The following is a 24835-nucleotide window of genomic DNA, read 5'->3' on the forward strand; positions in this document are numbered from 1 at the left end:
TGACAATGATAAGGGGATAAAATGAGATGAAAAGAATTGCTTTAATAAATGATGTAACAGGATATAGTAGATGTTCGATTGCAGCGCAGCTGCCGATAATTTCAGCAATGGGAATTGAATGTGTTTTTGTTCCAACTGCAATCCTATCAGTAAACACAATGCATCCAGAATATTATTTCGATGATTATACGGATCGAATGAATGATTATATTGAAACATATAAAAAAATGAAGGTTAGTTTTGATGGAATTGCTACAGGATTTCTTGGTTCAGAAAGACAAATCGATATTGTCATTGATTTTATAAAAACTTTTAAGAAAAAACATACATTTGTATTAGTAGATCCGGTAATGGGTGATCATGGGAAACTTTATCCGACTTACACTACTGCAATGCAAGATAAAATGCGTCAACTAATACCATATGCGACAATTATGACACCCAATTTAACTGAATTATGCGCACTTTTAGAGGTACCATATCCGCATGATATAATTAATCGGGATGAGCTGATTGAAATGTGTCGCCAATTGTCAAATTTGGGCCCACAAATGGTCGTTGTAACAGGGATTAGTATTGGTGACGAAATTATTAACTTTGCATATGAACAAGGGAAGGAACCTGCCATTATCAAAGTAAAGCGAATAGGCGATGATCGAAGCGGGACTGGTGATGTTATCAGCGGTGTTATTGCGGGAAGTTATTTAAATGGTTTGAATTTCTATCAATGTGTTGAAAAAGCTGCAAATTTTGCATCTAGGTGTATTGAGTATAGTCAAGCAGTTGGAGCTCATAATCATTTGGGACTATGCTTTGAGCCTTTCTTAAAAGAACTTTAGGAGGAAAGAAAATGGTGATTTTATATACGCTACATGGTAATGGATATATTGATTTAAAAGATCTAGATACGTATAAGGGAATAACTTGTTATGTTAACAGCACAAACAGATGTAGTTGTGCATGTACTTTTTGTTTACGTAATACAAAAGAAATGCTTGAATCAAATTCTCTATGGTTAAAAAGGGAGCCGACTGTAGAGATGATTATTGCGGAATTTGAAAAATATGATTTAACAGCATTTAAAGAAGTAGTATTTTGTGGTTTTGGTGAACCGTTAACTCGCCACGATGATTTAATGAAAGTTGCAAAATATATTAAAGAGAAAAGGTCAGATTTATCGATTAGAATCAATACAAATGGCTTATCATCAATTACGTTAGGGCGTGATATTGCGCCTGATTTTAAGGGAGTAATCGATACAGTATCTATAAGTTTAAATGCTCCAACTAAGGAAGAATATTATGAATTAACAAGAGCCTGTTATGGAGTTGATTCATTTAACTACATGCTCCAATTCACAAAAGCGTGTAAAAAATATGTACCAAGTGTTGTTTTGACAGTTGTAGATATAATCGGGGTGGAAAAAATTAAATTGTGTCAAAAAATTGCCGATGGTCTTGGAGTAGAGTTAAGAGTTCGGCCGTTTGAAGAATAATAAATTGTATCAAGATTATAATTATGATAGAATTTATAACAGTGAGGTAATTATAAAATGATGCAATTAAGTCGTGAAGAAAGAATGTTAGATGTAAAAAGTATGACTAATGTTCGTGATTTGGGTGGCTATGAAACTCAAACTGGTTTTTATACAAAAAGTCATAAATTTATTCGTTCAACCAATCCAAGTAAGTTATCAGATGATGAGAAAGAATATCTTTATGATTATGGAATTAGAATGCAAGTAGATTTACGAAGTGACTTTGAAGTCGAACAGTTACCAAGTCAATTAACAGGTTATCGTGATATTGAATACTATAATGTCAATTTAATGCAGTCTAAAGATTTAAATGTTCTCCCTAGTGAAGTAACAAATTATCAAGATTTAGCTGGTTTTTATATTTTTATGCTAGAGGCAAATAAACAGCAGTTTAAAGAAGTTTTTGAATTGTTTTATGATCATCCATACGATGCAATTATGTTTAATTGTTCAGCTGGAAAAGATCGTACTGGGGTGATTGCGGCATTATTGTTAGATTTAGCAGGTTGTCATGATTATGATATTGTTAAAGATTATTCAGAATCATATGAAAATAATCTTAAAATAATTTCTGAATTGGAACGTTTGGTTGATGATGCTAATCGCGCATTTTTAGAATCTGCTCCACAAATGATGATGAAATTTTTGGACTATTTGAGAGAACATTATGGAAGTGCTAAAGAGTATTTGGTAAGTTGCGGTCTTGAAGAAGAAAAGATTATTGAAATTATAGAAAATTTTGTAATTTAAAAAAAGTAATTCTCCTATTTGAGTTGTATATGATAATAGGAGGATTTTTTTATGAGAAAAACAAATAAACTGACATTTAAACAAAAACAAGAAGCAGTAGCGGAGCTATTTAAGCAGTTTCACCGAGCTAAATTGAAATTGTATTGTTTAGAAAATACTAATTTCTATCCGCAGTTAAATATCGGGATGCTTCATGAAAAGAAAAGTGGATACAATGCTTCAATTGCTGAACGCTTAAATCAACGAATTGATGATAGAGATGAATTGGAGCGAGTGGTGGCAGCATTTGAAATTGTGATTCAAGCATTAAGTCCTGAGAGTCAATTAATTATTACAAATGAATTTGTTTTACAGAAGAATCATGAGTGGTGGCTTGAATTTTATAGTCGAGCAACTTATTATCGTTTAAAAACAAGAGCCTTGGAAGAAATATTATTTTATGTAAATATTTCATAATTGTCATATATTAGCGCTTTTTCCTTGAAAAGACTGGTATTTTAGATATAATAAAAAGGTATTTTTAAAAAGGAGAAAGACAATGCTTGAAAAGATTTTTAAATTAAAAGAAAAGGGAACAACGGTCAAAACAGAGGTTATTGCTGGAATTACTACGTTTTTAGCAATGGCTTATATTTTAGCTGTTAACCCGAACATGTTAAGTGAGACTGGGCTGTCTTATGATGGCGTTTTCTTAGCAACGGCACTATCTTCAGGGATCGCAACTTTGATCATGGGGTTATTAGCAAACTATCCAGTTGCTTTAGCACCGGGGATGGGAGTTAATGCATTATTTACATATACCCTTGTTTTTTCAATGGGGTATAGTCCTGCAGCAGCATTGGCAGCGGTTGTAGTATCAGGAATAATTTTCTTGTTAATTTCAGTTACTGGGGTGCGTAAAGCAATTATTAATGCAATTCCTCAACAATTAAAGCTTGCGATTGGAGCTGGAATTGGATTTTTTATCGCCTTTATTGGACTAAAAAATGCTGGAATCATTATTGGAAGCGAATCAACATTTGTGGCGTTAGGGAAGTTGACTGATCCAGTTGTATTATTAGCAGTATTTGGGGTCTTAATAACAATTATCTTAATGGCTCGTAAGACACCAGCAGCAGTATTTTATGGATTGGTGATTACCGCAATTGTTGGAATTGTAGCTGGTTTATGTGGTATCGAGGGAATGCCGGCAATGCCTTCAAAAATTGTTTCAATTGATTTAGATACTAGTGGGTTTGGTATATTTATGAATGGTTTTGGTGAGTTATTTAGCCATCCGGATTGTATTGTAGCATTATTTTCATTGTTATTTGTTGATTTTTTTGATACCGCAGGAACATTAATTTCAGTTGCGAACAAAACTAATTTAGTTGATGAAAATGGTGAGTTAGATAATATTGAACAAGCATTAGTTGCTGATTCTACAGGAACAGTTATTGGAGGAATTCTAGGAACCTCTACTGTTACTTCTTTTGTTGAATCAACAGCTGGGGTTGAAGCTGGAGGAAGAACAGGATTAACTGCTTGTACTACAGCAATATTATTCTTCTTATCAATTTTATTTGCTCCAGTACTTAGTGTTGTAACTAGTGCGGTTACTGCTCCTGCTTTAGTGGCAGTTGGAATTTCCATGGCAACTCAATTAGGTGGAATTGATTGGGATGATATCGTTTTCGCTGCATCTGGTTTCATCACAGTGATCATGATGATTTTAACTTATTCAATTTCAGATGGGATTGCATTTGGTTTTATTGTTTATGGTATTACTAGTGTAATTGCTGGTAGATCTAAAGAAATCAAACCGATTGTTTGGGCTTTAATTTTAATCTTCGTAGTATATTTTGCTTTAATATAGTGGAAAGATACTTGTGAACTATTTTAAGTAATAGTTTGTCAAGTATCTTTTATTATTTAATAAATATGATTTAATTTAAAGTTTTATTAATAATATATGTGGGTTAGCCCCTTGCTGGCTAAGATTATTTTTCAATACTTTCTAGTTTTGAATTGATTCAATCAGCTCGGTAATAAAGCAATTTGAGTGGCAAGGTCAATCGTTGCAATTAAATCTGTGTTTCGTTAGTATAAAAATGTAATCAACTATTTTGATTTTTTACTATCTAAGTAATCTTGTTTATTAATTTACCAAAAGTAGTAACATTTATAATTACTATATTTCTTATTTTATTAATCATTTGATATTAGAGAATAATATTATTTTTTCCTAATAGCTATTCAATTATATCAAGTGTTCAATTTGACAAAGCAAGGTAATTGTCAATGGAAACTTACTTTAAAAAAATAAACTTAGTTTCTCGGCAACTATTTCTAATATAATATTCAAGACTTTAATTATTTACAAAAATCCAAAAATTTAAATATAAGGCAAAAAGTATCCAACCCATGTAAGGAAGTAATAAAAAAGCTGCTAAAGGACGGATTTGATAAAATAATTTGATAAGAATAGCAACTAGAATACATAGTGTAATCAATATTGCTAGTGCTAATAAAAAACTTTGGTAATTAAAAAAAGCGATAGGCCATGCAAAATTAATCAGTAGTTGAAAATAATAAATAATAAGAGCAGTTTCTTTATTTTTACTATTACTTCGATGAATTAGATAACTTGCTAAACCGATTAAAATATAAAGAAATGTCCAAACGATTGGGAATAGATATCCAGGCGGAGAGCACTTAGGAAGGTTAACTGTTTGGTATACATCCATTGCATTCATTGTAAAAATTGCACTTAAAGCACCGATTCCCAGAGAGATTGATAGATTTAATATAATATATTTGTATTTTTTCAATTTTATCACCTATATTAGTATAGACAGATTATCGAAAAATATTAAAAATCTTAAGAAGTGATAAAGAATGATAAATTTTTTTCTAATATAGAAAAAAACACTTCTATAGAAAAGCGCTTTCATGTATAATAATAGAGTGAGGTAAGAGAATGAAATTAGTATCATGGAATGTTAATGGAATTAGAGCCTGTATTACAAAAGGGTTCTATGATGTTTTAAAAGAAAGTAAAGCAGATATTTTTTGTGTCCAAGAAACAAAGATGCAAGAAGGTCAAATTGAATTAGAAAAGCATGGATATTATACTTATATGAATAGTGCTGAAAAAAAGGGTTATAGTGGAACTTTAGTGTTTTCTAAAGAAAAACCATTAAATTATAGTTATGGAATTGGTATCGAAGAACATGACCATGAAGGCCGCGTTGTTACGCTTGAGTATGAAAAATTTTATTTAGTCAATTGTTATACTCCTAATAGCCAAAATGAATTGAAACGATTGGACTATCGGATGCATTGGGAAGATGATTTTCTTGCATACTTGAAGTCTTTGGAGAAGAGTAAACCGGTTATTTTATGTGGTGATTTAAATGTAGCCCATCAAGAAATTGATTTAAAGAATCCTAAAACGAATCGTAAAAATGCAGGTTTTTCTGATGAAGAGAGAGCTAAGATGACAAATTTATTAGAAAATGGTTTTATAGATACGTATCGATATTTATATCCTGATCAAGAAGGTGTTTATTCTTGGTGGTCATATCGATTTAATGCCCGTAAGAATAATGCTGGATGGCGGATTGATTATTTTATTGTTTCAGATTGTTTAAAAGAAGGGATAAAAGAAGCGTTTATTTGTACTGATATTTTGGGCAGTGATCATTGCCCCGTTGGATTAGAAATAGATTTATAAGATATGTTAAAGGAGATTGTGTCAATGGCACCAGTTACATTATTATCATTTCTTACTCTTTTAGGAATAACCGTATTTTTCTTTGCATGTGTAGCGTACAATAAAATAAAAAACAAGTAATGATTTATTTCATTACTTGTTTTTTTAAATTGAAATAATCCCCATTGTTGATAAGACTGAACTAATTAATATTATTAATAGGCCAGGGACAACAACATATTTCATACAAAATAGATAAGCTTTTTTACGCTTGAATTTAGAACTGTATTCAACTTCGTCAGTAACTGTTTTAAAACCGGTTACTTTGATGATAAGTAGACATGTACAAGCTGCAGAAATTGGCATCATGATTGAGTTTGTCATAAAATCAAAGAAATCAAGAATACTTAAACCAAGCGGTGTAATGAAATCTAAAACACCAAATCCAAGTGAACATGGAATACCTAATAAAGCAATTCCTCCAAAAATAAGAACACAGCATTTTTTTCTTGAAAAATCATATCGATCTTGAATAATTGAAACACAACATTCCATTAATGAAATTGCTGAAGTTAATGCTGCAAACAGTACTAATAAAAAGAATACTAATCCAATAATGTTACCAAATGACATACTGGCAAATACTTTTGGCATTGTAATAAACATTAAGGAAGGACCGGCGTTTAGTGTATCTGGATTTCCACCAGAAAAAGCAAATACTGCGGGGATAATCATTAAACCTGCTAGAAAGGCAATTAATGTATCCATTATCTCTACTTGAGTAATTGATTGTTCCATATCAATTTCACGTTTCATATATGAACCATATGTAAATAAAATTCCCATCCCGATAGACAACGAATAGAACATTTGTCCCATAGCCGCTACTACTGTCATGATTGAAAAACGCGAGAAGTCAGGAATTAAATAGTATTTAACCCCTTCAATAGCACCAGGTGTAAATAATGCATATAAAGCAATGAATAGAGCCATTGCAACTAAAGCAGGCATTAATACTTTACTGCATTTTTCAATTCCTTTTTCAACACCTAGCATAACTACGCCAAATACCATTCCAGCAAAGACAAGTAACCAGATGACAGGCTGTAGTGTTGAAGATGAAAAACCAGTAAAATAGGTATCACTAACTAAGCTGGCAGAATTGTTTGTAATAAATTCAAATAAATATTTACAAACCCATCCCCCAACAACACAGTAGTAAGGTACGATGAGCATTGGCACGATGGCATTTAGCCAACCACCAAATTGAAGTTTTTTTGCACCCAATTGTTTATAGGCTGCAATCGGGCTCTTTTTTGTTTTTCTTCCCAAGGCAGTTTCACTAATTAGCAAAGCAAAACCAAAGGTAATCGCTAAAATAAAATATGTGAATAAAAAAGTACCTCCACCATATTTAGCTGCTAAATAAGGGAAACGCCAAATATTCCCGAGCCCGACAGCAGAACCAGCTACTGCCATAACATAGCCCAGGCGACCAGAAAAGCTACTTCGCTTGTGTTTTGTTTCCATTTTTATCTCCTATTATTAAATTTTCATGCCTTTTCATTATAATAAAATTTGTCTATAAAAGTCAATTAAATGGCACTAAATAGGATGTTTTTGTTATGATTTTGTTAATGCTGAGTTAAATTAGATCAATAGTGTTATGATATAAATATAAATAAGTAAAGAAGGGATAAAATATGGCACGAATAATTGCAATTATTATGGCCTTATTTGGTCATAAAGGGCATTCGTAATTTCGGTATTAAAAAAGATATCTACGTTTAGATATCTTTTTTATATATTGTAATACCATCTTTAATTGTCTCAATGATCTTAATCTGACGAATTTCCTCGATTGCAACTTTGCAAGGATTACGATCAAGGATTAAAAGATCAGCTTTTTTTCCTTCTTTAATAGACCCTTTCAAGTGTTCTTCAAAATATTGATAAGCGGCATTAATTGTTACTCCTTTTAATGCATTGTAGACAGATATTTGTTCATCTGTCCCCAAAGTAACCCCGTTTTTGGTTTGGCGTTTTACAGCACACCAAATCGTTTCTAACATGTTTGGCTCAATAACAGGGGTATCTTGATGGAAGGTATAAGGTAAATCTAATTTTAAAGCACTATGAACACAAGAAATAGATTCAGCACGTTGTCCAAGATTACGGCGGTGAATATCACCCCAATAATAGATATGAGCAATGAAGAAACTAGGAATCATTCCAATGCTTTTTAGCCGCGGTAGTTGATCTGGTCTTAAGGTTTGACTATGAATCATTACAGGGCGTAGAGGTGTGTACTGATCATTAAAGGCATCAAGTAGTTGATTGGAAGCAGCATCACCGTTACAATGAGTTAGTAGTTGCGCTTTATCATTAATAGCCATATCTACGAATTTTTTAACATCTGAATCTAAGTAGATCGGATATCCACAATAGTCACCACTATTTTCATATGGCTTAGATAACCAGGCGGTTTTTCCTTGTGGAGAACCATCTAGAAATAACTTATAACCGCCTAGTTTAAAATGATTTAAGTAATGATGATATTGTTGATTATCCCGATATAAAGAATAATTATTTTTAATATCAACATAACCTACAACATCGAGAAATAATTTATTTTCTGTCGCCAAAGAGTTCAATAAATCAAATTCATGCTGTTTCATATATCCCTCTTGCACAGTTGTGATTCCATAGCTAGCATAGATTTTTAAGGCATCAAGGATTTGTGTTTTTAAATTTTTATTTTCCTTGCTTCCTTGGCTTGCAATCGTAATAAAAGCTTGTTCCTCAAGATAACCATTTAAATGACCATCCTCATCACGTCCGTATTTACCACCGACAGGATCGTTAATTTGATCAGTTAGTCCTAGTAGCTGCATTGTTTTAGTATTGACTACACCCATATGACCTGATGCATGAGCCATCATAATTGGATTAGTGGTAGAAATTTTATCTAAATCACTTGCAGTAGGATGGCATTGTTCTTTGAGAAAATTATGATCATAGCCAAAACCTATTAACATTTCTTCTGAAGTAGGATTATTTTCTTCAATATAATTTTTAAAACATTGAATAATTTGAGCAATACTTGTTGCTTTACTTAAATCAACAAGTTTAAGTGTACTTGCTAAAGAAACAACATGACTATGACTATCAATAAAAGAGGGCATTAAACATTTTCCTTGTAAATCAATGAACTCAGTATCAGCACAGACTAGATTTTTTATTTCAGAATAATTACCACATTTTTTAATCACACCATCTTCTACATAAATAGCTTCATAATCACTATTTTCCATCGTTAGAATATCACCATTATAATATATTTTTTTCATATAAACCTCCTATTAATATTATAGCCATTGCAAATGAAATTAATATTAAGTTAAACAAAAAATCAGTTTAAAACTGATTTTATAAATCTTGACTTTCTATTAAAACACAATTTTGATAATAATTAAGATTATTTTCATTAATCAAAGAAATCAAATCATCATTATAAGTACCTGGCTGTAACCAGATATGTTTGATATTAAGCTGGTTACATTCTTTAATATAATCTATTCCAAATTTTGGACTAACAACAAACACAGCAACGTCAATTTTATTTTTAATGGCAGTTAGATTGGGAAAAGTTGACTTTCCATCAATTTCTTTATAAATAGGTGAAACCCCATACACAGTTTTTTCTATTTCATTTAAACGTTGATAAATCTTGTAGCCAAATTTATCAGGATTTGTCGTTACACCGATTACTGCAAAATTTTGATAATGAGTTAAGATATCTTTAGCATTCATAATTTCAGCTCCTTTATTTTGATAAATATATTATATCATGATAATGGCAAGATATAGTGATAGATGCTTCTTTACTTATAAAAGAAGCTAATTTTATAATACTAAAAAGATTATTTTTAGATGCTATACTCACTAATTTATATTGATAGACATACTACTATTTATTATTATATAGCAGTACTTAGCATTACTGAATACATGGACTTATAAGTAGGGAGGAGTAGTTGACTTGAAGGATATAACAGAGATATTAAAAGGAATATTAGAAGGCTGTGTTTTAGAAATAATTAATCAAGAAGAAACATATGGATATGAGATTACAAGACGACTCAATCAGTTAGGATTTACAGAGGTTGTGGAAGGAACAGTTTATACTATATTAGTTAGGCTTGAAAAGAGTGGATTAGTTAAGATTCAAAAAAAGTTGTCTAAAATGGGACCTCCAAGAAAATTTTATTCTTTAAATGAAAGTGGACGTGAAAAATTACGACTCTTTTGGACAAAATGGGAATTTATGACTGATAAACTTAATGAATTAAAGGAGAGTGGTAAAAATGAATAAATTTTTTGATGATTATTTTAATATTAAAATAATGATAAAAAGTAAAAAGGAATATCGAACGCATATGAAAAGGGTAGAGCAATTACCGGCTGATTAGCAGTGTGTTTTAAAAAAAATTCAAGCATATATATGGCAGTTTGTATCCGGGTCAGGATATGATATGCTTGAAATTCAATAGGGTTACTTGAATTATTTGAAGAAGGGCAGCAGTACGAAGATCAGTTTTAGAAATAACTGGAGATGATGTTGCTGATTTTGTAGAAGAGCTTTTAAAAAATACAAGAACTTATCCAACGGATTGGAAAAGTGAATTTAATCACGAAATTCAAAAAAGCTTAAAATAAAAGCTTCTAAACAATAAACTTTTATAATATAAAGTAATTGATTTGATAAGTTAATTGTTTTTATTAGATACTTTATAAAGTAAAAAGATGTTATATCTCTTTATTGTGATATAACATCTTTATTTAATAATTGTTTATATAAGGTGAGATCTTCTTTAAAAGTATTGATTGATGCTTGCCAGAATGACTTATCTTTTAAATTAATATTAACACTTGAACAAACATCTTCTAATGACATTTTCCCTGTTAAGGATAATAATTTTTCATAAGTATTGCTAAATTTTGAACCTTCTTTTTGGTAAATAGTGTATAATCCTTTAGCTAAAAGAAGACCGAAAGCATAAGGAAAATTATAAAAAGAACAATCTGCATAATAATAGTGTGGTTTCCAGGTCCACATATATGGATGAAGATATTGATGATCTAAACCATCTCCATAAGCATCTTTTTGAGCCTGAATCATTAGTTCTTTGATCTCTTCTACTGACAAAGCACCAGTTTCTCTTTTTTCAAAAAAACGACTTTCAAATAAGTATCTAGAGTAGATATCGACGATTACTTGGGTAGCTCCTGATAATTCATCTTCTAATAAGCTTAGTTTCGTCTGATCATTAGCTTTTTTTAAAGCAGCTTTAGTTACAATTGTTTCGCAAAAAGTTGAAGCAGTCTCCGCAATTGGCATAGGATAGTCACTATTTAAAATAGATTCATCATTTAAACATTCACCATGGAAGCCATGACCTAGCTCGTGAGCCATCGTAATTGCATCAGAAAAGCTGTCACCATAATTTAATAAAAAACGACTTTCCTTGATACTATGAAGATTGCAACAAAAGGCTCCGCCAACTTTACCGCTTTGGGGATAAACATCAATCCAATTATTTTCAATTGCTTTTTTCGCAAAAGTACCTAAATGTTCAGAAAAGGTACTAAATTGATTAATAATAAATTGGCAGCTTTTTTCGTATGGATGACTGTCATGATCTTCGATAACAGGGGCATAAAGCTCAAACCAAGGTAATCCGTTTTGATATCCAAGGGCAGTAGCTTTAGTTTTTAGATAATCCCTAAAGACATTAAGGTTTTCTTGCATCACAGTTAATAAAACATCTAATGTTTCTTTTGACATTCGTGCATTGATAAGGGTTCTTTCTAGTTCATTTTCATATCCTCTTAATTTAGTAGTATAGAGTACTTCTCCTTTGATTCCGTTTAAACAAGCAGCAATAGCCTGTTCTTTATCTTGATAACTGTTTATTTCTGCTTGGTAAGCTTTTTTACGTATTTCGCGATCCTTATCATAGGCCATATTTAAAACCGAAGTTAGAGGGTAGGTTTGGTCCTCGATAGTTACTTCAATTGATGAAATTAATTGATCTTTTAGTTTGCTAAAAGCATTACTACCAGTATTTTGCATGTGTGCAATGATGCTCTCACTCTTTTTATCTAAAGTGTATTTTTGATTTTGCTGAATTTCTTTTAAAATAAATAGATGTTCCTTGATTAAGTTTGATTTTAATGAATCAAGCTTAAAAGTACTGATCCATTGTTGATTTAAGACTTCATCTTCAACAAAAGAAGCTAAAAGGTTATCTAGCTGATCGCTATATTTTAAAGCAATGCTATTTGTTGTATCGACTGATAAAGTTAAACTAATATAATTAGCTACTTTTTCAATTAGTTGATTTAATTTTATTAAATCGACTAAATAATTTTCTAATGATTTTTCATCATTGTTATTACGATATGTATTTATTTGTTTTTGTAATTTAATGATTTGGTTAAAATCAGTAGTAAAACTAGAATCATCAAATGATTGATATAATTTCGATAAATCCCATTCTTTCATTTTCTATCACCTCGTATAATATATTTTGTAAAGATTACAGCACCTTTACAATCTTAATTTCATATTGGATTTTCCTAAGTAATAATATTCTTTTTCACCTTGCTGCATTCTACTTAATGAGTCTGTCTTTCAATTTTAGAATGAATTACCTCATCGAATATTGTTTATTCAATATATTTTGATGCGTAGCCTTGATTAATATTGTTTTATTCTTATGGCGAGATTATGACATATCTAAAGAACAGAGGTTAGTCAAGTATTTATTTTTAGTTATATTTCAATTGAAAGGTGCTGATTTTATGAATACACTCTATGTAGATATTGATGAATCAACTCAAAACAATCAAGTTTATGCAATGAACTTTAATCAGGACATTTTTAATATAACTTCCCTAACAATCCTGATAGATGTGATAATCTTATCTTAACTGTTAAGACTTTTGTCGATAAAGAAAAATTTGATTCTATAATCATCTTAGCTAATCTACTTCTATATACGACTATCATATTTGGGCTTATTTAATAGAGCAGCTCAATTGTTATTATACCAAAATATTGAAATAAATTAACAAACTTTATGCTGATAATGATTTAATTGTTTTCAGCAAGAAAAAAACTGATTAGCAGCAATGTGCATAATTTCTCATCATGTAAATCAACATTGGTAAGTTCCTTGATCTTTTCTAAACGATAAAGTAGTGTATTGCGGTGGATAGCCAATTGTTCAATTGTTTTATGAGAGTCACCAAAATTACAAATATACGATTTTAAAGTATGATAATAATCATTCTTAGTTGATTCATCAATTTGTTTTAGTTTTGTAATAAGTGGATGGAGATATATCTTGTATGAACTAGTAGTAAAAAATGATTCTAAAGCAATATCTTCAAAAAAAGTAAATTGCTGTTTACTTAAATCGTAAGCTTTCAGTGCTTGTTGTTTATAAATATTAATATCTAACAGATTATCGAAAATATAACTAATACCAAACTTTAATTTATAAATATTTACAGCAGTTATTAAACTTTTTACTTTATTAATAATATTGTTTTTTGTTGCTCTATTAAGCCCGGTAATTAAAATATATAAGCAGTTATCTTGGAGATAAGAATATGTATTTGGTAAAGTAATAATATGCTGATGAAGTTGATTTAAATACACTATCTCATTGCTTTTTAAGCCTACCTTTGTAGTAATAATACAGTAATCTCTGCTAAAATTATTGGGTTGTGCAGGTAATAATTTTTCTAAATCATGTTTATTTATATTGTCATTTGAGAATAAGTAATTCATTATTGCAAAATATTCGTAACGATTATAATTATAGCCGGTTTTGCTGTGACAAATAATGGATGCGATAGTTTTAGCTAATTTACTGATAAAACTGAATATTTCAGATGATGGCTTGCCATCTGCAAATAAAATGCATAAGTAACCAATAATATTATCATTGTCTGTTATTGCTGCAATAATTCGTGGAATTGTCTGCCCAACTCCGTAATCGACATAGATAACATTATTATTTTGATCCAAATCTTTTTGATAATTACCTAATTGGATAAATGGGAGCATCTCAACTGCTACTTTTTGATGTTCTTGCATGTGATCAAAGAGCATATCTCCAATTTGTTGATTTGGATGTTGTGCCAAAACTACATAATTCACATCACATAAGACCATTGGATGATGGAAATATTCGTATAATTGTTTCATAAATTGATGCAGATTATGATTTATTAATCCATTGAATAGAAATTCATACATATCTTTCATAAGCTCACCTCCTTTATATTATAAATGTAGTTGTGCAATTTGCACAACCAGTAATTAAATATTTGTATTTTTGCCCATGGTATTTTTTTAACAAGAAAGATAAAATTTAAATATCGACGGAGGTAATTTATATGAAATACGATGCATTATTTACACCTTTTAAAATAGGTAATATGGAAGTGAAAAATCGTTTTGTTATGGCACCAATGGGAACTAATTCTTCACATATTGATGGATGTATTGCTAATGATGAAATTGATTATTTTGAAGCGCGAGCTAAAGGTGGGGTTGGATTGATCATTATGGGATGTCAATTTTTAAATCCTGATTTAGCACAAGGATCATTAGAAGGAATCTTACAAAATAGTTACGTTATTCCTCAATTGACAACTGTAGTTGAAGCGACACATCGTTGGGGGGCAAAAATTTGTTGTCAAATTAGTTGTGGAACTGGAAGAAATGCTTTTCCTAACATGTATGGAGAACCACCATTCTCTTCAAGTGATACACCATCAACATTTAATCCTGAAATGAAGTGTCGTCCATTGAGTGAAGAAGATATTAAAAAAATTATGACAGAGTTTGCTAATAGCGCAATAATTGCTAAAAACGCTGGTTTTGATGCAATAGAAATTCATGGACATGCGGGCTATTTGGTTGATCAATTCATGTCGCCTGTATGGAATAAGCGAACTGATGAATATGGTGGTAGTGCTGAAAATAGAATGCGTTTTGCTACAGAAATTGTGCAATCTATAAAACAGGCAGTTGATTTACCAGTTATATTTAGAATTGCTTTAGATCATCTATTTGTAGAGGGTAGAACCTTGGATGAAAGTATGGAATTAATTGAGATTTTAGAAAAAGCTGGGGTAGATGCTTTAGATATTGACGCAGGATGTTATGAACGGATTGATTATATTTTCCCAACTGCATATTTAGGTGATGCTTGTATGGATTATGTATGCAAAGAAGCGCGCAAACATGTAAATATTCCGATCATGAATGCTGGAAATCATACACCTGAATCAGCACTTCGATTAATTGAATCTAAAGATGCTGATTTTGTTATGTTTGGTCGTCAATTTATTGCGGATCCAGATACAGTAAATAAATTGATGAGCGATCATGAAGAGGATGTTCGCCCATGTATTCGCTGCAATGAAGAATGTGTAGGGAGAATTGTCGGACGTCTTACTAAGTTGAGTTGTGCAGTAAATCCTCAAGCATGTGAAGAAGAACGTTTTGCAATTAAGCCATGTAGTCAAGTAAAAAATATTGTTGTGATTGGTGCAGGACCTGCTGGATTAGAAGCTGCTAGAGTAGCTGCTGCTGAAGGACATAATGTGGAAATTTATGAAAAGACTAATATGATTGGTGGACAATTAAGTGTTGCTGCGACACCAAAATTTAAGGATCAATTAAAGAAATTAGTTAAATGGTTTGAAGTACAATTAAATAAATTGGATGTAATAATACACTTTAATTATGAAGTAAAAGCAGATGATCAAATTTTAAAAAATGCAGATCAAATTATTGTGGCCTGTGGAGCAGATGAAATTATACCTCCAATAAATGGTATCAATAATGAGAATGTAATTAGTGTAATTGACGCACATATGCACAAAGGTATGATTAAAGGTGAAAATGTCATTATGTGTGGTGGGGGATTGTCAGGTATTGATAGTGCCATTGAACTTGCTAGTGAACATGGTAAAAATGTTACAATAATTGAGATGGCTGATAGTATTGCTAAAGATGTATTATTTATTAACCAGGCTTCAATTTTTGCAAAGATTGATGAATATAAAATTAATGTGATTACCGGTGCTAAAGTTATTGAGTTTAATAATGATGGCATTACTTATCAAAAAGATGAACAAGAAGTTGTTTGTAAAGCGGATACGATTATTAGAGCATTTGGAATGAAACCAAATCGTGAATTAGCTGAAGAAATTAGAAATATTTATCCAACTAAAACAAGAATTGTTGGGGATAGTGAAAAAATTGGTAAGGTTGCTAATGCTATACGTGATGGATTCTATGCGGGAATGTCTTTATAAAAATATAAAAGTTCGTTATATTAGCGAACTTTTTATATAGCTGTTTTAGGTATTGTCTAGTAAAAATTTCATATAATTATTCTATTTTTTATGAAAGTATAAAAATCAATCTTTACTTTTAATTTTGTTGTTGTGTAATTTTCAAAGTAATTTTAATAATTGTCATTGCGTGAAATAAAGATTATATAAGCAAATTATACATAGATGATATAATAATGGAAAAATAAAATGAAACTATGAAAATTTATAAAAAATATATTAGGGAGTTTTTAAAAATTGAAAGAGTAAATATGTGATTAAATAAATATCATCAATTAATCAAAATGCTTTCAAATGATTATGATGAGATTGAAGCAAGGAAGATTTTTTTAATAATATTAAATTTATCATTAATTTAATATTATTTCTTTAGTCATAAGCCTATTTTCAAGTGTAATTTTAAATGTAATGTAGTTATGTAAAATAACGATTAGATTTTATTTGATCTAATCGTTATTTGTTATATAGTCGTAAATATCTTTTCTTATCTCATTTTCCAATTTATAAGTAAATTGAACAACATTATTGTTTGTATTGGACATAGTTGTTTGAATTGGTTCGCCATAAGCGTGCATTAGACCTAAATAGTAAAATTCTTTAGAGGCTTCATCATCTTTATTTTTTCTAATAAATAGATGGATTTTAACATGATTAGTTTTTTCACTATATATTTTAACTACATCTTCGGATTCAATCGTACGCCTTGGCTTAGAAAAACAAATTATAGTATTTTGATCTACTAATCTATCCTCGTATTTGATAGATTCGCTAATGCCTTCTTCTTTATCATAATTAATAAACACAGGAAAAGTGTTGGTATGTTTATCGTACTTATATCCACCTATATTAAGTGGAACTAAATTTTTTTCCCAATTTAATAAGCGGCAAACATCTTCATAAGTGTATTTTTTATATAGGCATAGTGAGGTATCTTTATATGTATTCGTATAATTTTGTTTATAACGATTTATTCCAAAATCGAGTAATTCAATTATTTGTTTTTTAAATTCTTGATCAGCTAATAACATTTTAAATTGTGCAGAAGTATTGAGGTTTTCATCAATAAATATAGCATCTTTAAATGTTGCTTTTGATGAGCCAGTAGCAAAATTTTGACTTAGAATATTAATGATTGTCTGATAAGTTATTTTAGGTAAATTAAGATTATAGTTATTCAACAAAGATTCTTTTAAATTATCAAGTAAATTAGTATGTTTTTCAATTGCAATTTTAATTGCTTCTAATTCATGAATTCGTTTTCCTGATGCAAGTTTGGTTGAGATATAAGTAAGATATTGTTCTTGAACAGAGCTGAATTTAACATTATATTCTTTTTCGTATTTTGTTAGGAATTTATGATATGAACCTAAATTTTTATTTTGAAAAATTCTTAAGACATCAATAGATTCATATTTATCAAAATCTTTTAAACTAGGAATTTTACCTAGTTTTTGTTTTAATTGTTGATAACTTTCCTTAATGATTTTAATATCACTAAAATTTGCTTTATCAATCGATTCAAAAATTTTCTTTTTAGAAATCAAATCAAAATTAACTGTTGATGCACCTGGAATAATTAAAGAACCTTCACTTACGAATCTTCTTAAAGTATCTTTGTTATAGCTTAGACTACCGCTTAATGCAATAGGAATCAAAAAGTTCTTTTCATAATTTCCAATAAAATCAATAATAACAACATATTCTTTAGAAGGATCTTTACGTAGACCACGTCCTAGCTGTTGAACAAAAACAATTGCTGATTCAGTTGGACGTAGCATGATAACTTGATTAACTTTAGGAATATCAATTCCTTCATTAAATATATCTACTGTAAAAATATAATCTAAGCAATTAACTAAATCATCACTTTCAAGTCTGTTCATCGCATCACGGCGTTGTGCTTCAGTATTTTCACCGGTTAAAGATATAGTCTTGTAACCACGGGTATTGAATAAGTTAGATAGTTCCGTTGCTTCATCTTTACGACTACAAAAAACTAATCCCCGAACACGATCGCCTGAATATCCATAACGATTTATTTGTTCTATTATATGCTTAACTCGGTCTTTGGAAACAAGATTGTTAAAATCTGTTTTATCATCCAGTGATTCTCCATTAACTTGAATATCTGTAATACCATAATAATGAAAGGGACATAATAAGTCATATTCCATTGCTTGTTGTAGTCTAATTTCATACGCAATGTTATAATCAAACATTTTATAAATATCGAAATCATCACTACGCTCTGGTGTTGCAGACATACCTAACATGAATTTAGGGGTGAAATAGTTTACTAACTCTTGGTATGAATTAGCTCCAGCACGGTGAACTTCATCAATAATGATATAATCAAAATCATTTGGATTAAACATTTCACGATATTCTTTTTTATGAATTGTCTGGATTGTCGAAAATATATAATCAGCATTAATATCTTTATTGTTACCTGTGAATACACCGAAACTATGATTATTTATTATTTTTTCAAATGACAACATTGCTGTTCTAGCAATATTTTCTCGATGGACAACAAATAACATTCTTTTGGGATTAACATTTTTCACATCAAAAGCACTTAAAAATGTTTTGCCTGTACCGGTTGCAGAAATAAGTAAAGCCTTATTTTTATTTTCGTTTCTAATTGATTTTAATGAATCTAATGCAGCTCGTTGCATTTTATTAGGTTTTATTTCTTTTTTATAATATTAGTAACTGATTTAATAGGTTTAACATAATTTTTTTTATATTCTTCAATCCAATCATTTGTTAAAGAAATAGAGTTTTCCCATTGTTGATTAAATTCTTTTTTTATTTGTTCAACAATATTTGTATTATTGGTCGATGAAAACTTTAAGTTCCATTCTTGGTTTATTGATAAAGCAGATTGGGTTAAATTTGAACTTCCTACAATAATATTAAAAGTATTTTCCTTTTTGAAAATATATCCTTTTGGATGAAAACCAGCCTTTTCATCATCATAAATTCTAACATCTAAATTTTTAAATTTAAGTAATTCTTGAAACGTACGGGGCTCATTAAATCCTAGATACGTGGAAGTAATTATTTTTCCAGGAATATTCTTTTCTTCCAAATCTAATAAAGTTTGTTTGATTGTTGCAAGTCCTGACATGCTGATAAAGGCAATTGATAATTCAAAACTATCACAAGAGTTTAGTTGTTGTACAAGTTCATGAGATAGTTTCATACCTTGTTTATAATCATTAAACAACAATTGGGGTTGGTATGTTTTATCAACTGTATTTAGCGCATTTAAATTTTTATGATAATCAATTGTTAGTGTCATGTAAAATTCCTCGTTTTTTTAATGTATCAAATATTTGTATGTCGGCGGGAATCCAATTAATATTTTGTTCATCTAATGAAATCCATCTTATACTGTTATGGTCATTTAGTTTAATATGATTATCTTTTAAAGTACATAAATAGCAATCCATATCTAAGATAAATGTTGGATATTTATAATTCACATTCATAAAAAATTCTTCAATAATAATTGTTGTTTCTAGTTCTTCTTGAATTTCTCTAATAAGAGCTTGTTCTCCAGATTCTCCAGGTTCAATTTTTCCTCCAGGAAATTCAAACATGCCAGCAAACTCCCCTTTTTTTCTACTGGCAATTAGTATTTTGTTATCTTTTTTTATAATCGCAGCTACTACTTTTACTGTTTTCATTTAATTCACACTCCTAGAAGCTATTATATCAACAATAGGATTTTATTTAAAGAAAAGAGATATAAAATATTAATATGTGTACTTTCTTTATATTTAGATAGTGTATAATAAAGCATACTTATTAATGTTATCATTACATAAACTAATGATAAAATACATGTTTTCATTATTGTAACCTTTTTGTTCCAGTGATTTAAAAAAGTCTACTATTTCTAATAATGAAAAATCTTTATTAATATTAAATATACTAAAAACAATATTTGTGTGGTGATTTGTATAAGGAATTTTATCAATAAGTTCGTTATATGTGTTCCAATTTTTATAAACACCATCAAATTCCCATATTTTATTACCTAAACTTTTTAACAGCTCTTCATCGAGTTCCATAATTTCATTATCAGGAAAAGTTTTTAATAAATGATATATGTTATTACAATTTTTATTAAAAAATAGTGTTGCAATAGAGTTGTTACGTTTTAACGTAATAGTATTTTTATACAAATAGTTGATAAATATCCAACCCGTAAAGTTTTAATTGAGGAAATGCAAAAGATTTTATAAATAAAAAACTCAAACACCAAAATAGGTCGATGTTTGAGTCTTAATAAGATTACTCCATATTCTCTAATAAATTATTAATAAAACTATCATAATTATAACTATGAATAATACTTTGCTGTAACTTAGCATTATTAACAATTTCAATAAAGATATCATAAAGGTGCTCAATGTCTTGTTGGTCACCTTGTTTTATTGCTAGTAAAAAGATAATCTGAACCGTATCTTGTTGATACCAGGTTAATGGTTTATCGATGATAGCAACAGCAACTTTAGTATCTTTAGCACATAGGCGCATAGGATGTGGTAATGCAAATACTTCATTCATATTAGTTTTTGCTAAATTTTCACGTTCCATAACACAATCAAAATAATTGCTATCAACAATATTTTGTTTTTCCATTAATTGACACATTTGTTTTAATAAAGATTCTTTAGAGTCTATTCCATCTAAATGAATAAAGAGGTTTTTATCAAAAAATTTATTTGATTTCTTCATTTTATTTAAAGAAATTGATGTTAGAAATTTAGAGATTGCTTCGATATCTTGATTATTTAAAGCAAAGTCAACAGTAATGGTAGGAATATGTTCACTCTTTAATGGTATTGTAGAAATAACAAAGTCAATATTCAATAATTCTCTTTTTGTATAATTAATAAATTCGTTATATGAAGCTTTACGAACAATTGTTATCTTATCTTTAAAGAAAACATTTAATCTAGCTTCTAACATTCTTGTTGTAGCTTGACCAGAACCACAGACTAAAATAACACTTTTGTTTTGAAGGCTTCCTGAAAAACAACGCTCAATCGCAGCTCCGATATGCAAAGAAACATAACCAACTTCATCTTCAGTTAAAATATAGGGTGGCTTATTAAAGATTTTTGCGGTACACGTTAAAGTAATATCAAATGCTAAAGGAAAATTAGTTTTAATGGTATTTAATAATGGATTTCGTTTATTTAACGCAAATGATTTAGTATTTAAGATAGATTTAAAATGTAAAAAGAGGTCATGTGACAAAATTTCATCATTACGCAAATCAAAATTATAATCAAAATATATATTATTCAATAATTCTTCTACTAACTCCTTGATTTTATTATCATTATCGACTAAGTCGTTTAATTGTGTATTGGCTACTAAATGTGAATAAATATATTTTTTTTCACCTTCACTAATCGTAATATTAAAAGTATACTCAATTTCATTTGCAATATCATCAATAAAATCAGTATAATTATCATCAATTTTAATAGTATTGTTCGTATTGATATAACAGTCAAATTGAATTCTTGAGATCATTAAAGCAAAATGGATGATTAGGTTTTTAAAATTAAAATCATTTGTTTTTATATGTGCATTTTTTAATTTATTAGAGATAATTTGTTTAAGAAGATCTAGATCAATTCCCTCAAAAAGAGTATATTCATCTTTTGTAAAGCCGGTAACATAGTTTTGAAAGTTGTACGATAAAACATTTTCAACTAGACATTTGCGTTTATCATCTTCATTACCAATTATTTTGACCCCGACATTAGTTTTTGAGATATATTCAAGATTATATTTTGAAAAAATAGCTTTTAAAGTTTTAATATAGTTTTGTAACGTATTTTTACTCACATAGATATTATCAGCCAAATCATCTAGACTCATATATTCATCACTATATAATAATAAATTTAATAAATATTTAATCCGATCTTGAGAACTGTCTAATTCTAAATTACTAGTTCTTGTTTGTTTTATTGAGCATAAAAAAGTATTATATTTTTCTTGATCATTGATCTCAATATAATATCCAGCTTTTCTTTTTAATTTTATTTTTGCTCCATTTTTTTCAAGAATTTCATTAATTGCCTGAATATCACTACGGATCGTTCTATCTGTGATGTTTAATAGAACTGATAACTGACTTGCAGATACTATATTATCTTGTCTGACATAGTCAAATATTTCATTTAAACGATTGTATGGAAACATCATTATCACGATTCCTTCCTTATTATGTCTATATTGTATAGATAATTGTTTTTTTATGCAAATAAATTATTTCCAAAATAAAATGGAAATCTTGATGTTTATAAAGTAAAAGTTTCCGTTAATAAGTGGAAATAGCATTGATTGAAATAAATTTAGATTCGAGATAGACTATAGTTGTAGCAAGGAGGTAGTAACGGAATGCTTAATGAAGATTATATATTTTTGGATGTGAAAGTGACGAATAAAAATCAATTATTAGGGTTTATTGCAGACAAAGCCCATGAATATAATATTTGTGACAATCGAGAAGGACTGCTTGAAGATTTAATAAAACGTGAAGCAGAATTTCCAACAGGATTGCAAGATGGATTCGCAATTCCACATGCACGTAGTAACCATGTCAAAAAGGCTGCAATTTTATATTTAAGAACTGATGAAGCAATTGAGTGGGGAACTATGGATGATAAAAAAGTGAATTATTTATTTTCATTGTTAGTTCCTGAACAAAATGAAGGAAATCTTCATTTACAGATGATATCTAAATTAGCTACTTGTTTATTAGAAGATGAGTTTAAGAATACGGTAAAATCTTCAACTAATAAATCGGCGCTAAAAGATTATATATTAAAAAATATGGAGGTAGATTAAATGAAAATCGTTGGTATTGCCGCTTGTCCTGCGGGATTAGCACACACACCTATGGCAGCTAAAGCCTTAGAAAAAGCAGGAGCTAAATTAGGTTATGATTTAAAAATGGAGCAGCAAGGAAGTATGGGTCAGGTCAACAAGATTACTGAGGAAGAGGCTAAAGAAGCAGCTTTTGTAATTGTAGCATCAGATCAAAAAATTCTAGGAATGGAGCGTTTTGAAGGAAAACCGGTAATTAGAATTGATATTACAACTTGTATCAAAGCTCCGGAGGCGGTCATAAAAAAATGTGTTCAAGCAACACAAAAATAAAAAAGCAATTTAACTTGGCGGAGTCAAATTGCATACACAAAACTATAGTGAGTAGTGTGTACTCTCATTATAACATAAAATATGAAAAGAGAGGTAAAACGAATGAAAAAGTTTTTAAAAGATGCTAAAGGACATATAATGTCAGGAATTGGTTATATGCTACCTTTAATTATTGGGGCATCACTAGTTGTGGCTATTCCAAAATTGATAGGGGTAGCGATGGGAATCAATAGTCTTGATGCTTATGCAACAAAAGATGGGTTCTTACACATCTTATATTTATTAGAGCAGGTAGGTTGGACAGGTATTGGCTTAGTTAATACTGTATTAGCTGGTTTCATTGCCTTTTCAATTGCTGACAAACCTGCTATTGGAGCTGGTTTAATTGGTGGGGCATTAGCTAGTAATACAAAAGCCGGTTTTTTAGGAGCTGTTATTGCTGCGTTTATCGCTGGATATATTGTAAAATGGGGTAAAGAACATATCAAATTACCTGATTCAATGCAGCAAATGATGCCGTTAGTTATTTTACCATTTTTAGCAACTGGTGCCGTTGCTATAATTATGGGAGTTATTCTTGCGACTCCACTAGCCTCAATTAATGATGCTTTAGTATCGTGGTTAAGAGATATGTGTAGTGGTGGAACTAGCCAATTGATCCTTTCATTAGTTTTAGGAGCAATGATTGCTTCAGATATGGGTGGACCAATCAATAAGTCAGCATGGATGGCTGGAAATGTTTTAATGACAGAAGGAATTTATCAACCAAATGTATATATTAATTGTGCTATTTGTATTCCCCCATTAGCATATGCAATTGCTACTGTAATTAAGAAAAATCGTTTTTCACCAAGTTTTAAAGAAGCCGGTAAAGGTAACTGGGTTATGGGATTTATTGGTATTACCGAAGGAGCGATTCCTTTTACATTAGTTAAGGCTAGCCGTTTAATTCCTATTAATATGATTGGTGGAGCTTTAGGAGCAGGAATCTGTTGTTTACTTGGAGCAACTGCTGATATTCCGCCAGTTGGAGGAATGTATGGATTTGTTTCAATCACTGGTGGTTGGGCTTATCTTGTTGGAATTATTGTTGGAGCTTTATTTATTGCAATTGTAGCACCAATGGTTGTTGATTTTAATGATGATAAAGATGAAGAAGAGACAATATCAGTTGATGATATTGAAATAGTAATTGAATAAAAAATAGGAAGATG

22 protein-coding genes and 1 pseudogene are annotated in these 24835 nt (G+C 29.9%); 12 read left to right on the forward strand and 11 right to left on the reverse strand.

Translation table 11 applies throughout. The annotated features are described in order from the left end of the window. The first annotated feature begins 26 nt into the window (after window positions 1-26). The 5 genes from EYR00_RS06205 to EYR00_RS06225 all read left to right on the forward strand — a co-directional run bounded on the left by EYR00_RS06205 (window position 27) and on the right by EYR00_RS06225 (window position 4142). Entirely contained in the window at window positions 27-839 is an 813-nt protein-coding gene (locus tag EYR00_RS06205; RefSeq protein WP_008793012.1) for a pyridoxamine kinase, read from the forward strand. Window positions 840-850: 11 nt separating this feature from the next. Further along, window positions 851-1495, forward strand: coding sequence for a TatD family nuclease-associated radical SAM protein (locus tag EYR00_RS06210; protein WP_003537978.1), 645 nt, complete (start codon window positions 851-853; stop codon window positions 1493-1495). Window positions 1496-1552: 57 nt separating this feature from the next. Beyond that, window positions 1553-2287 (forward strand): tyrosine-protein phosphatase, encoded by a 735-nt coding sequence (locus EYR00_RS06215; protein WP_003537980.1) that lies wholly within the window; start codon window positions 1553-1555, stop codon window positions 2285-2287. 51 nt (window positions 2288-2338) lie between these two features. Next, window positions 2339-2743, forward strand: a complete 405-nt coding sequence (locus tag EYR00_RS06220) for an MG284/MPN403 family protein (RefSeq protein WP_003537981.1) — start codon at window positions 2339-2341, stop codon at window positions 2741-2743. 82 nt (window positions 2744-2825) lie between these two features. Next, window positions 2826-4142, forward strand: a complete 1317-nt coding sequence (locus tag EYR00_RS06225) for an NCS2 family permease (protein WP_003537982.1) — start codon at window positions 2826-2828, stop codon at window positions 4140-4142. Between the two features lie 493 nt (window positions 4143-4635). On the opposite strand, the gene EYR00_RS06230 is transcribed toward EYR00_RS06225, so the two are convergent. After that, the gene (locus EYR00_RS06230; RefSeq protein WP_003537983.1) at window positions 4636-5106 is read right to left on the reverse strand and encodes a TspO/MBR family protein; all 471 of its coding nucleotides are present in this window, start codon (window positions 5104-5106) and stop codon (window positions 4636-4638) included. 140 nt (window positions 5107-5246) lie between these two features. On the opposite strand from EYR00_RS06230, the gene EYR00_RS06235 reads away from it, so the two are divergent. After that, window positions 5247-6002: an exodeoxyribonuclease III gene (locus EYR00_RS06235; protein WP_003537984.1), complete on the forward strand. Its 756-nt coding sequence runs from the start codon at window positions 5247-5249 to the stop codon at window positions 6000-6002. A 144-nt stretch (window positions 6003-6146) separates the two neighbouring features. Here EYR00_RS06235 and EYR00_RS06240 read toward each other — a convergent pair whose 3' ends face one another. From EYR00_RS06240 to EYR00_RS06250, 3 genes are all read right to left on the reverse strand, one after another. Beyond that, window positions 6147-7511 (reverse strand): sodium-dependent transporter, encoded by a 1365-nt coding sequence (locus EYR00_RS06240; protein WP_003537985.1) that lies wholly within the window; start codon window positions 7509-7511, stop codon window positions 6147-6149. A 257-nt stretch (window positions 7512-7768) separates the two neighbouring features. Further along, a complete protein-coding gene (locus tag EYR00_RS06245; protein WP_003537987.1) occupies window positions 7769-9331 on the reverse strand; it encodes an amidohydrolase in 1563 nt (520 codons plus the stop codon). A gap of 79 nt (window positions 9332-9410) precedes the next feature. Continuing rightward, on the reverse strand, window positions 9411-9794 hold the full coding sequence (locus EYR00_RS06250) for a CoA-binding protein (protein ID WP_003537988.1): 384 nt from the start codon (window positions 9792-9794) through the stop codon (window positions 9411-9413). A gap of 229 nt (window positions 9795-10023) precedes the next feature. Here EYR00_RS06250 and EYR00_RS06255 point away from each other — a divergent pair, with 229 nt between their 5' ends. Both EYR00_RS06255 and EYR00_RS16075 read left to right on the forward strand, forming a co-directional pair. Next, a complete protein-coding gene (locus EYR00_RS06255; RefSeq protein WP_003537989.1) occupies window positions 10024-10356 on the forward strand; it encodes a PadR family transcriptional regulator in 333 nt (110 codons plus the stop codon). Window positions 10357-10571: 215 nt separating this feature from the next. Next, a pseudogene (locus EYR00_RS16075) lies at window positions 10572-10700 on the forward strand (DUF1048 domain-containing protein); the annotation flags it as partial. A 100-nt stretch (window positions 10701-10800) separates the two neighbouring features. Here EYR00_RS16075 and EYR00_RS06265 read toward each other — a convergent pair. Next, the gene (locus tag EYR00_RS06265) at window positions 10801-12549 is read right to left on the reverse strand and encodes a M3 family oligoendopeptidase (protein WP_003537990.1); all 1749 of its coding nucleotides are present in this window, start codon (window positions 12547-12549) and stop codon (window positions 10801-10803) included. A 591-nt stretch (window positions 12550-13140) separates the two neighbouring features. Beyond that, window positions 13141-14322, reverse strand: a complete 1182-nt coding sequence (locus EYR00_RS06270; protein WP_003537993.1) for a PucR family transcriptional regulator — start codon at window positions 14320-14322, stop codon at window positions 13141-13143. 131 nt (window positions 14323-14453) lie between these two features. Here EYR00_RS06270 and EYR00_RS06275 point away from each other — a divergent pair, with 131 nt between their 5' ends. After that, window positions 14454-16385, forward strand: coding sequence for an NAD(P)/FAD-dependent oxidoreductase (locus tag EYR00_RS06275; protein ID WP_003537995.1), 1932 nt, complete (start codon window positions 14454-14456; stop codon window positions 16383-16385). 485 nt (window positions 16386-16870) lie between these two features. Here the strand turns inward: EYR00_RS06275 and EYR00_RS06280 are convergent, their stop codons facing one another. The 5 genes from EYR00_RS06280 to EYR00_RS06295 all read right to left on the reverse strand — a co-directional run bounded on the left by EYR00_RS06280 (window position 16871) and on the right by EYR00_RS06295 (window position 22664). Next, complete coding sequence (locus tag EYR00_RS06280; RefSeq protein WP_259394515.1) at window positions 16871-19102, reverse strand: DUF3427 domain-containing protein; 2232 nt, start codon at window positions 19100-19102, stop codon at window positions 16871-16873. A gap of 11 nt (window positions 19103-19113) precedes the next feature. Continuing rightward, window positions 19114-19731 (reverse strand): phospholipase D-like domain-containing protein, encoded by a 618-nt coding sequence (locus EYR00_RS15830; protein ID WP_259394516.1) that lies wholly within the window; start codon window positions 19729-19731, stop codon window positions 19114-19116. Next, on the reverse strand, window positions 19715-20119 hold the full coding sequence (locus EYR00_RS06285; RefSeq protein WP_003537997.1) for a (deoxy)nucleoside triphosphate pyrophosphohydrolase: 405 nt from the start codon (window positions 20117-20119) through the stop codon (window positions 19715-19717). The genes EYR00_RS15830 and EYR00_RS06285 overlap by 17 nt, the downstream gene beginning before the upstream one ends. 93 nt (window positions 20120-20212) lie before the next feature. Then, window positions 20213-20506, reverse strand: a complete 294-nt coding sequence (locus EYR00_RS06290; protein ID WP_226814621.1) for a hypothetical protein — start codon at window positions 20504-20506, stop codon at window positions 20213-20215. Between the two features lie 223 nt (window positions 20507-20729). After that, the gene (locus EYR00_RS06295; protein WP_003538000.1) at window positions 20730-22664 is read right to left on the reverse strand and encodes a BglG family transcription antiterminator; all 1935 of its coding nucleotides are present in this window, start codon (window positions 22662-22664) and stop codon (window positions 20730-20732) included. A 195-nt stretch (window positions 22665-22859) separates the two neighbouring features. Between EYR00_RS06295 and EYR00_RS06300 the strand changes: the two genes are divergently transcribed. From EYR00_RS06300 to EYR00_RS06310, 3 genes are all read left to right on the forward strand, one after another. After that, window positions 22860-23309 carry a PTS sugar transporter subunit IIA gene (locus tag EYR00_RS06300; protein ID WP_003538001.1) on the forward strand — a complete coding sequence of 150 codons (450 nt, stop codon included), beginning with the start codon at window positions 22860-22862 and terminating at the stop codon, window positions 23307-23309. Then, window positions 23310-23621 (forward strand): PTS fructose transporter subunit IIB, encoded by a 312-nt coding sequence (locus EYR00_RS06305; protein ID WP_003538002.1) that lies wholly within the window; start codon window positions 23310-23312, stop codon window positions 23619-23621. A gap of 102 nt (window positions 23622-23723) precedes the next feature. Then, window positions 23724-24821 (forward strand): PTS fructose transporter subunit IIC, encoded by a 1098-nt coding sequence (locus EYR00_RS06310; RefSeq protein WP_008793022.1) that lies wholly within the window; start codon window positions 23724-23726, stop codon window positions 24819-24821. The last annotated feature ends 14 nt before the right edge of the window (window positions 24822-24835 follow it).

Origin of the sequence: Thomasclavelia ramosa DSM 1402, assembly GCF_014131695.1 — a bacterium.
Classification (GTDB): Bacteria; Bacillota_I; Bacilli_A; order Erysipelotrichales; family Coprobacillaceae; genus Thomasclavelia; species Thomasclavelia ramosa.

Excerpts from the sequence above, each read along its gene's own strand:
- EYR00_RS06265 (WP_003537990.1), bottom strand. The coding sequence starts at position 12,549 with ATGAAAGAATGGGATTTATCGAAATTATATCAATCATTTGATGATTCT.
- EYR00_RS06280 (WP_259394515.1), bottom strand. The coding sequence starts at position 19,102 with ATGCAACGAGCTGCATTAGATTCATTAAAATCAATTAGAAACGAAAAT.
- EYR00_RS06220 (WP_003537981.1), top strand. The coding sequence starts at position 2,339 with ATGAGAAAAACAAATAAACTGACATTTAAACAAAAACAAGAAGCAGTA.
- EYR00_RS06250 (WP_003537988.1), bottom strand. The coding sequence starts at position 9,794 with ATGAATGCTAAAGATATCTTAACTCATTATCAAAATTTTGCAGTAATC.
- EYR00_RS06240 (WP_003537985.1), bottom strand. The coding sequence starts at position 7,511 with ATGGAAACAAAACACAAGCGAAGTAGCTTTTCTGGTCGCCTGGGCTAT.
- EYR00_RS06305 (WP_003538002.1), top strand. The coding sequence starts at position 23,310 with ATGAAAATCGTTGGTATTGCCGCTTGTCCTGCGGGATTAGCACACACA.
- EYR00_RS06205 (WP_008793012.1), top strand. The coding sequence starts at position 27 with ATGAAAAGAATTGCTTTAATAAATGATGTAACAGGATATAGTAGATGT.
- EYR00_RS06215 (WP_003537980.1), top strand. The coding sequence starts at position 1,553 with ATGATGCAATTAAGTCGTGAAGAAAGAATGTTAGATGTAAAAAGTATG.
- EYR00_RS06245 (WP_003537987.1), bottom strand. The coding sequence starts at position 9,331 with ATGAAAAAAATATATTATAATGGTGATATTCTAACGATGGAAAATAGT.
- EYR00_RS06285 (WP_003537997.1), bottom strand. The coding sequence starts at position 20,119 with ATGAAAACAGTAAAAGTAGTAGCTGCGATTATAAAAAAAGATAACAAA.
- EYR00_RS06235 (WP_003537984.1), top strand. The coding sequence starts at position 5,247 with ATGAAATTAGTATCATGGAATGTTAATGGAATTAGAGCCTGTATTACA.
- EYR00_RS06295 (WP_003538000.1), bottom strand. The coding sequence starts at position 22,664 with ATGATGTTTCCATACAATCGTTTAAATGAAATATTTGACTATGTCAGA.
- EYR00_RS06310 (WP_008793022.1), top strand. The coding sequence starts at position 23,724 with ATGAAAAAGTTTTTAAAAGATGCTAAAGGACATATAATGTCAGGAATT.
- EYR00_RS06290 (WP_226814621.1), bottom strand. The coding sequence starts at position 20,506 with ATGGAACTCGATGAAGAGCTGTTAAAAAGTTTAGGTAATAAAATATGG.
- EYR00_RS06300 (WP_003538001.1), top strand. The coding sequence starts at position 22,860 with ATGCTTAATGAAGATTATATATTTTTGGATGTGAAAGTGACGAATAAA.
- EYR00_RS06225 (WP_003537982.1), top strand. The coding sequence starts at position 2,826 with ATGCTTGAAAAGATTTTTAAATTAAAAGAAAAGGGAACAACGGTCAAA.
- EYR00_RS06270 (WP_003537993.1), bottom strand. The coding sequence starts at position 14,322 with ATGAAAGATATGTATGAATTTCTATTCAATGGATTAATAAATCATAAT.
- EYR00_RS06275 (WP_003537995.1), top strand. The coding sequence starts at position 14,454 with ATGAAATACGATGCATTATTTACACCTTTTAAAATAGGTAATATGGAA.
- EYR00_RS06210 (WP_003537978.1), top strand. The coding sequence starts at position 851 with ATGGTGATTTTATATACGCTACATGGTAATGGATATATTGATTTAAAA.
- EYR00_RS15830 (WP_259394516.1), bottom strand. The coding sequence starts at position 19,731 with ATGACACTAACAATTGATTATCATAAAAATTTAAATGCGCTAAATACA.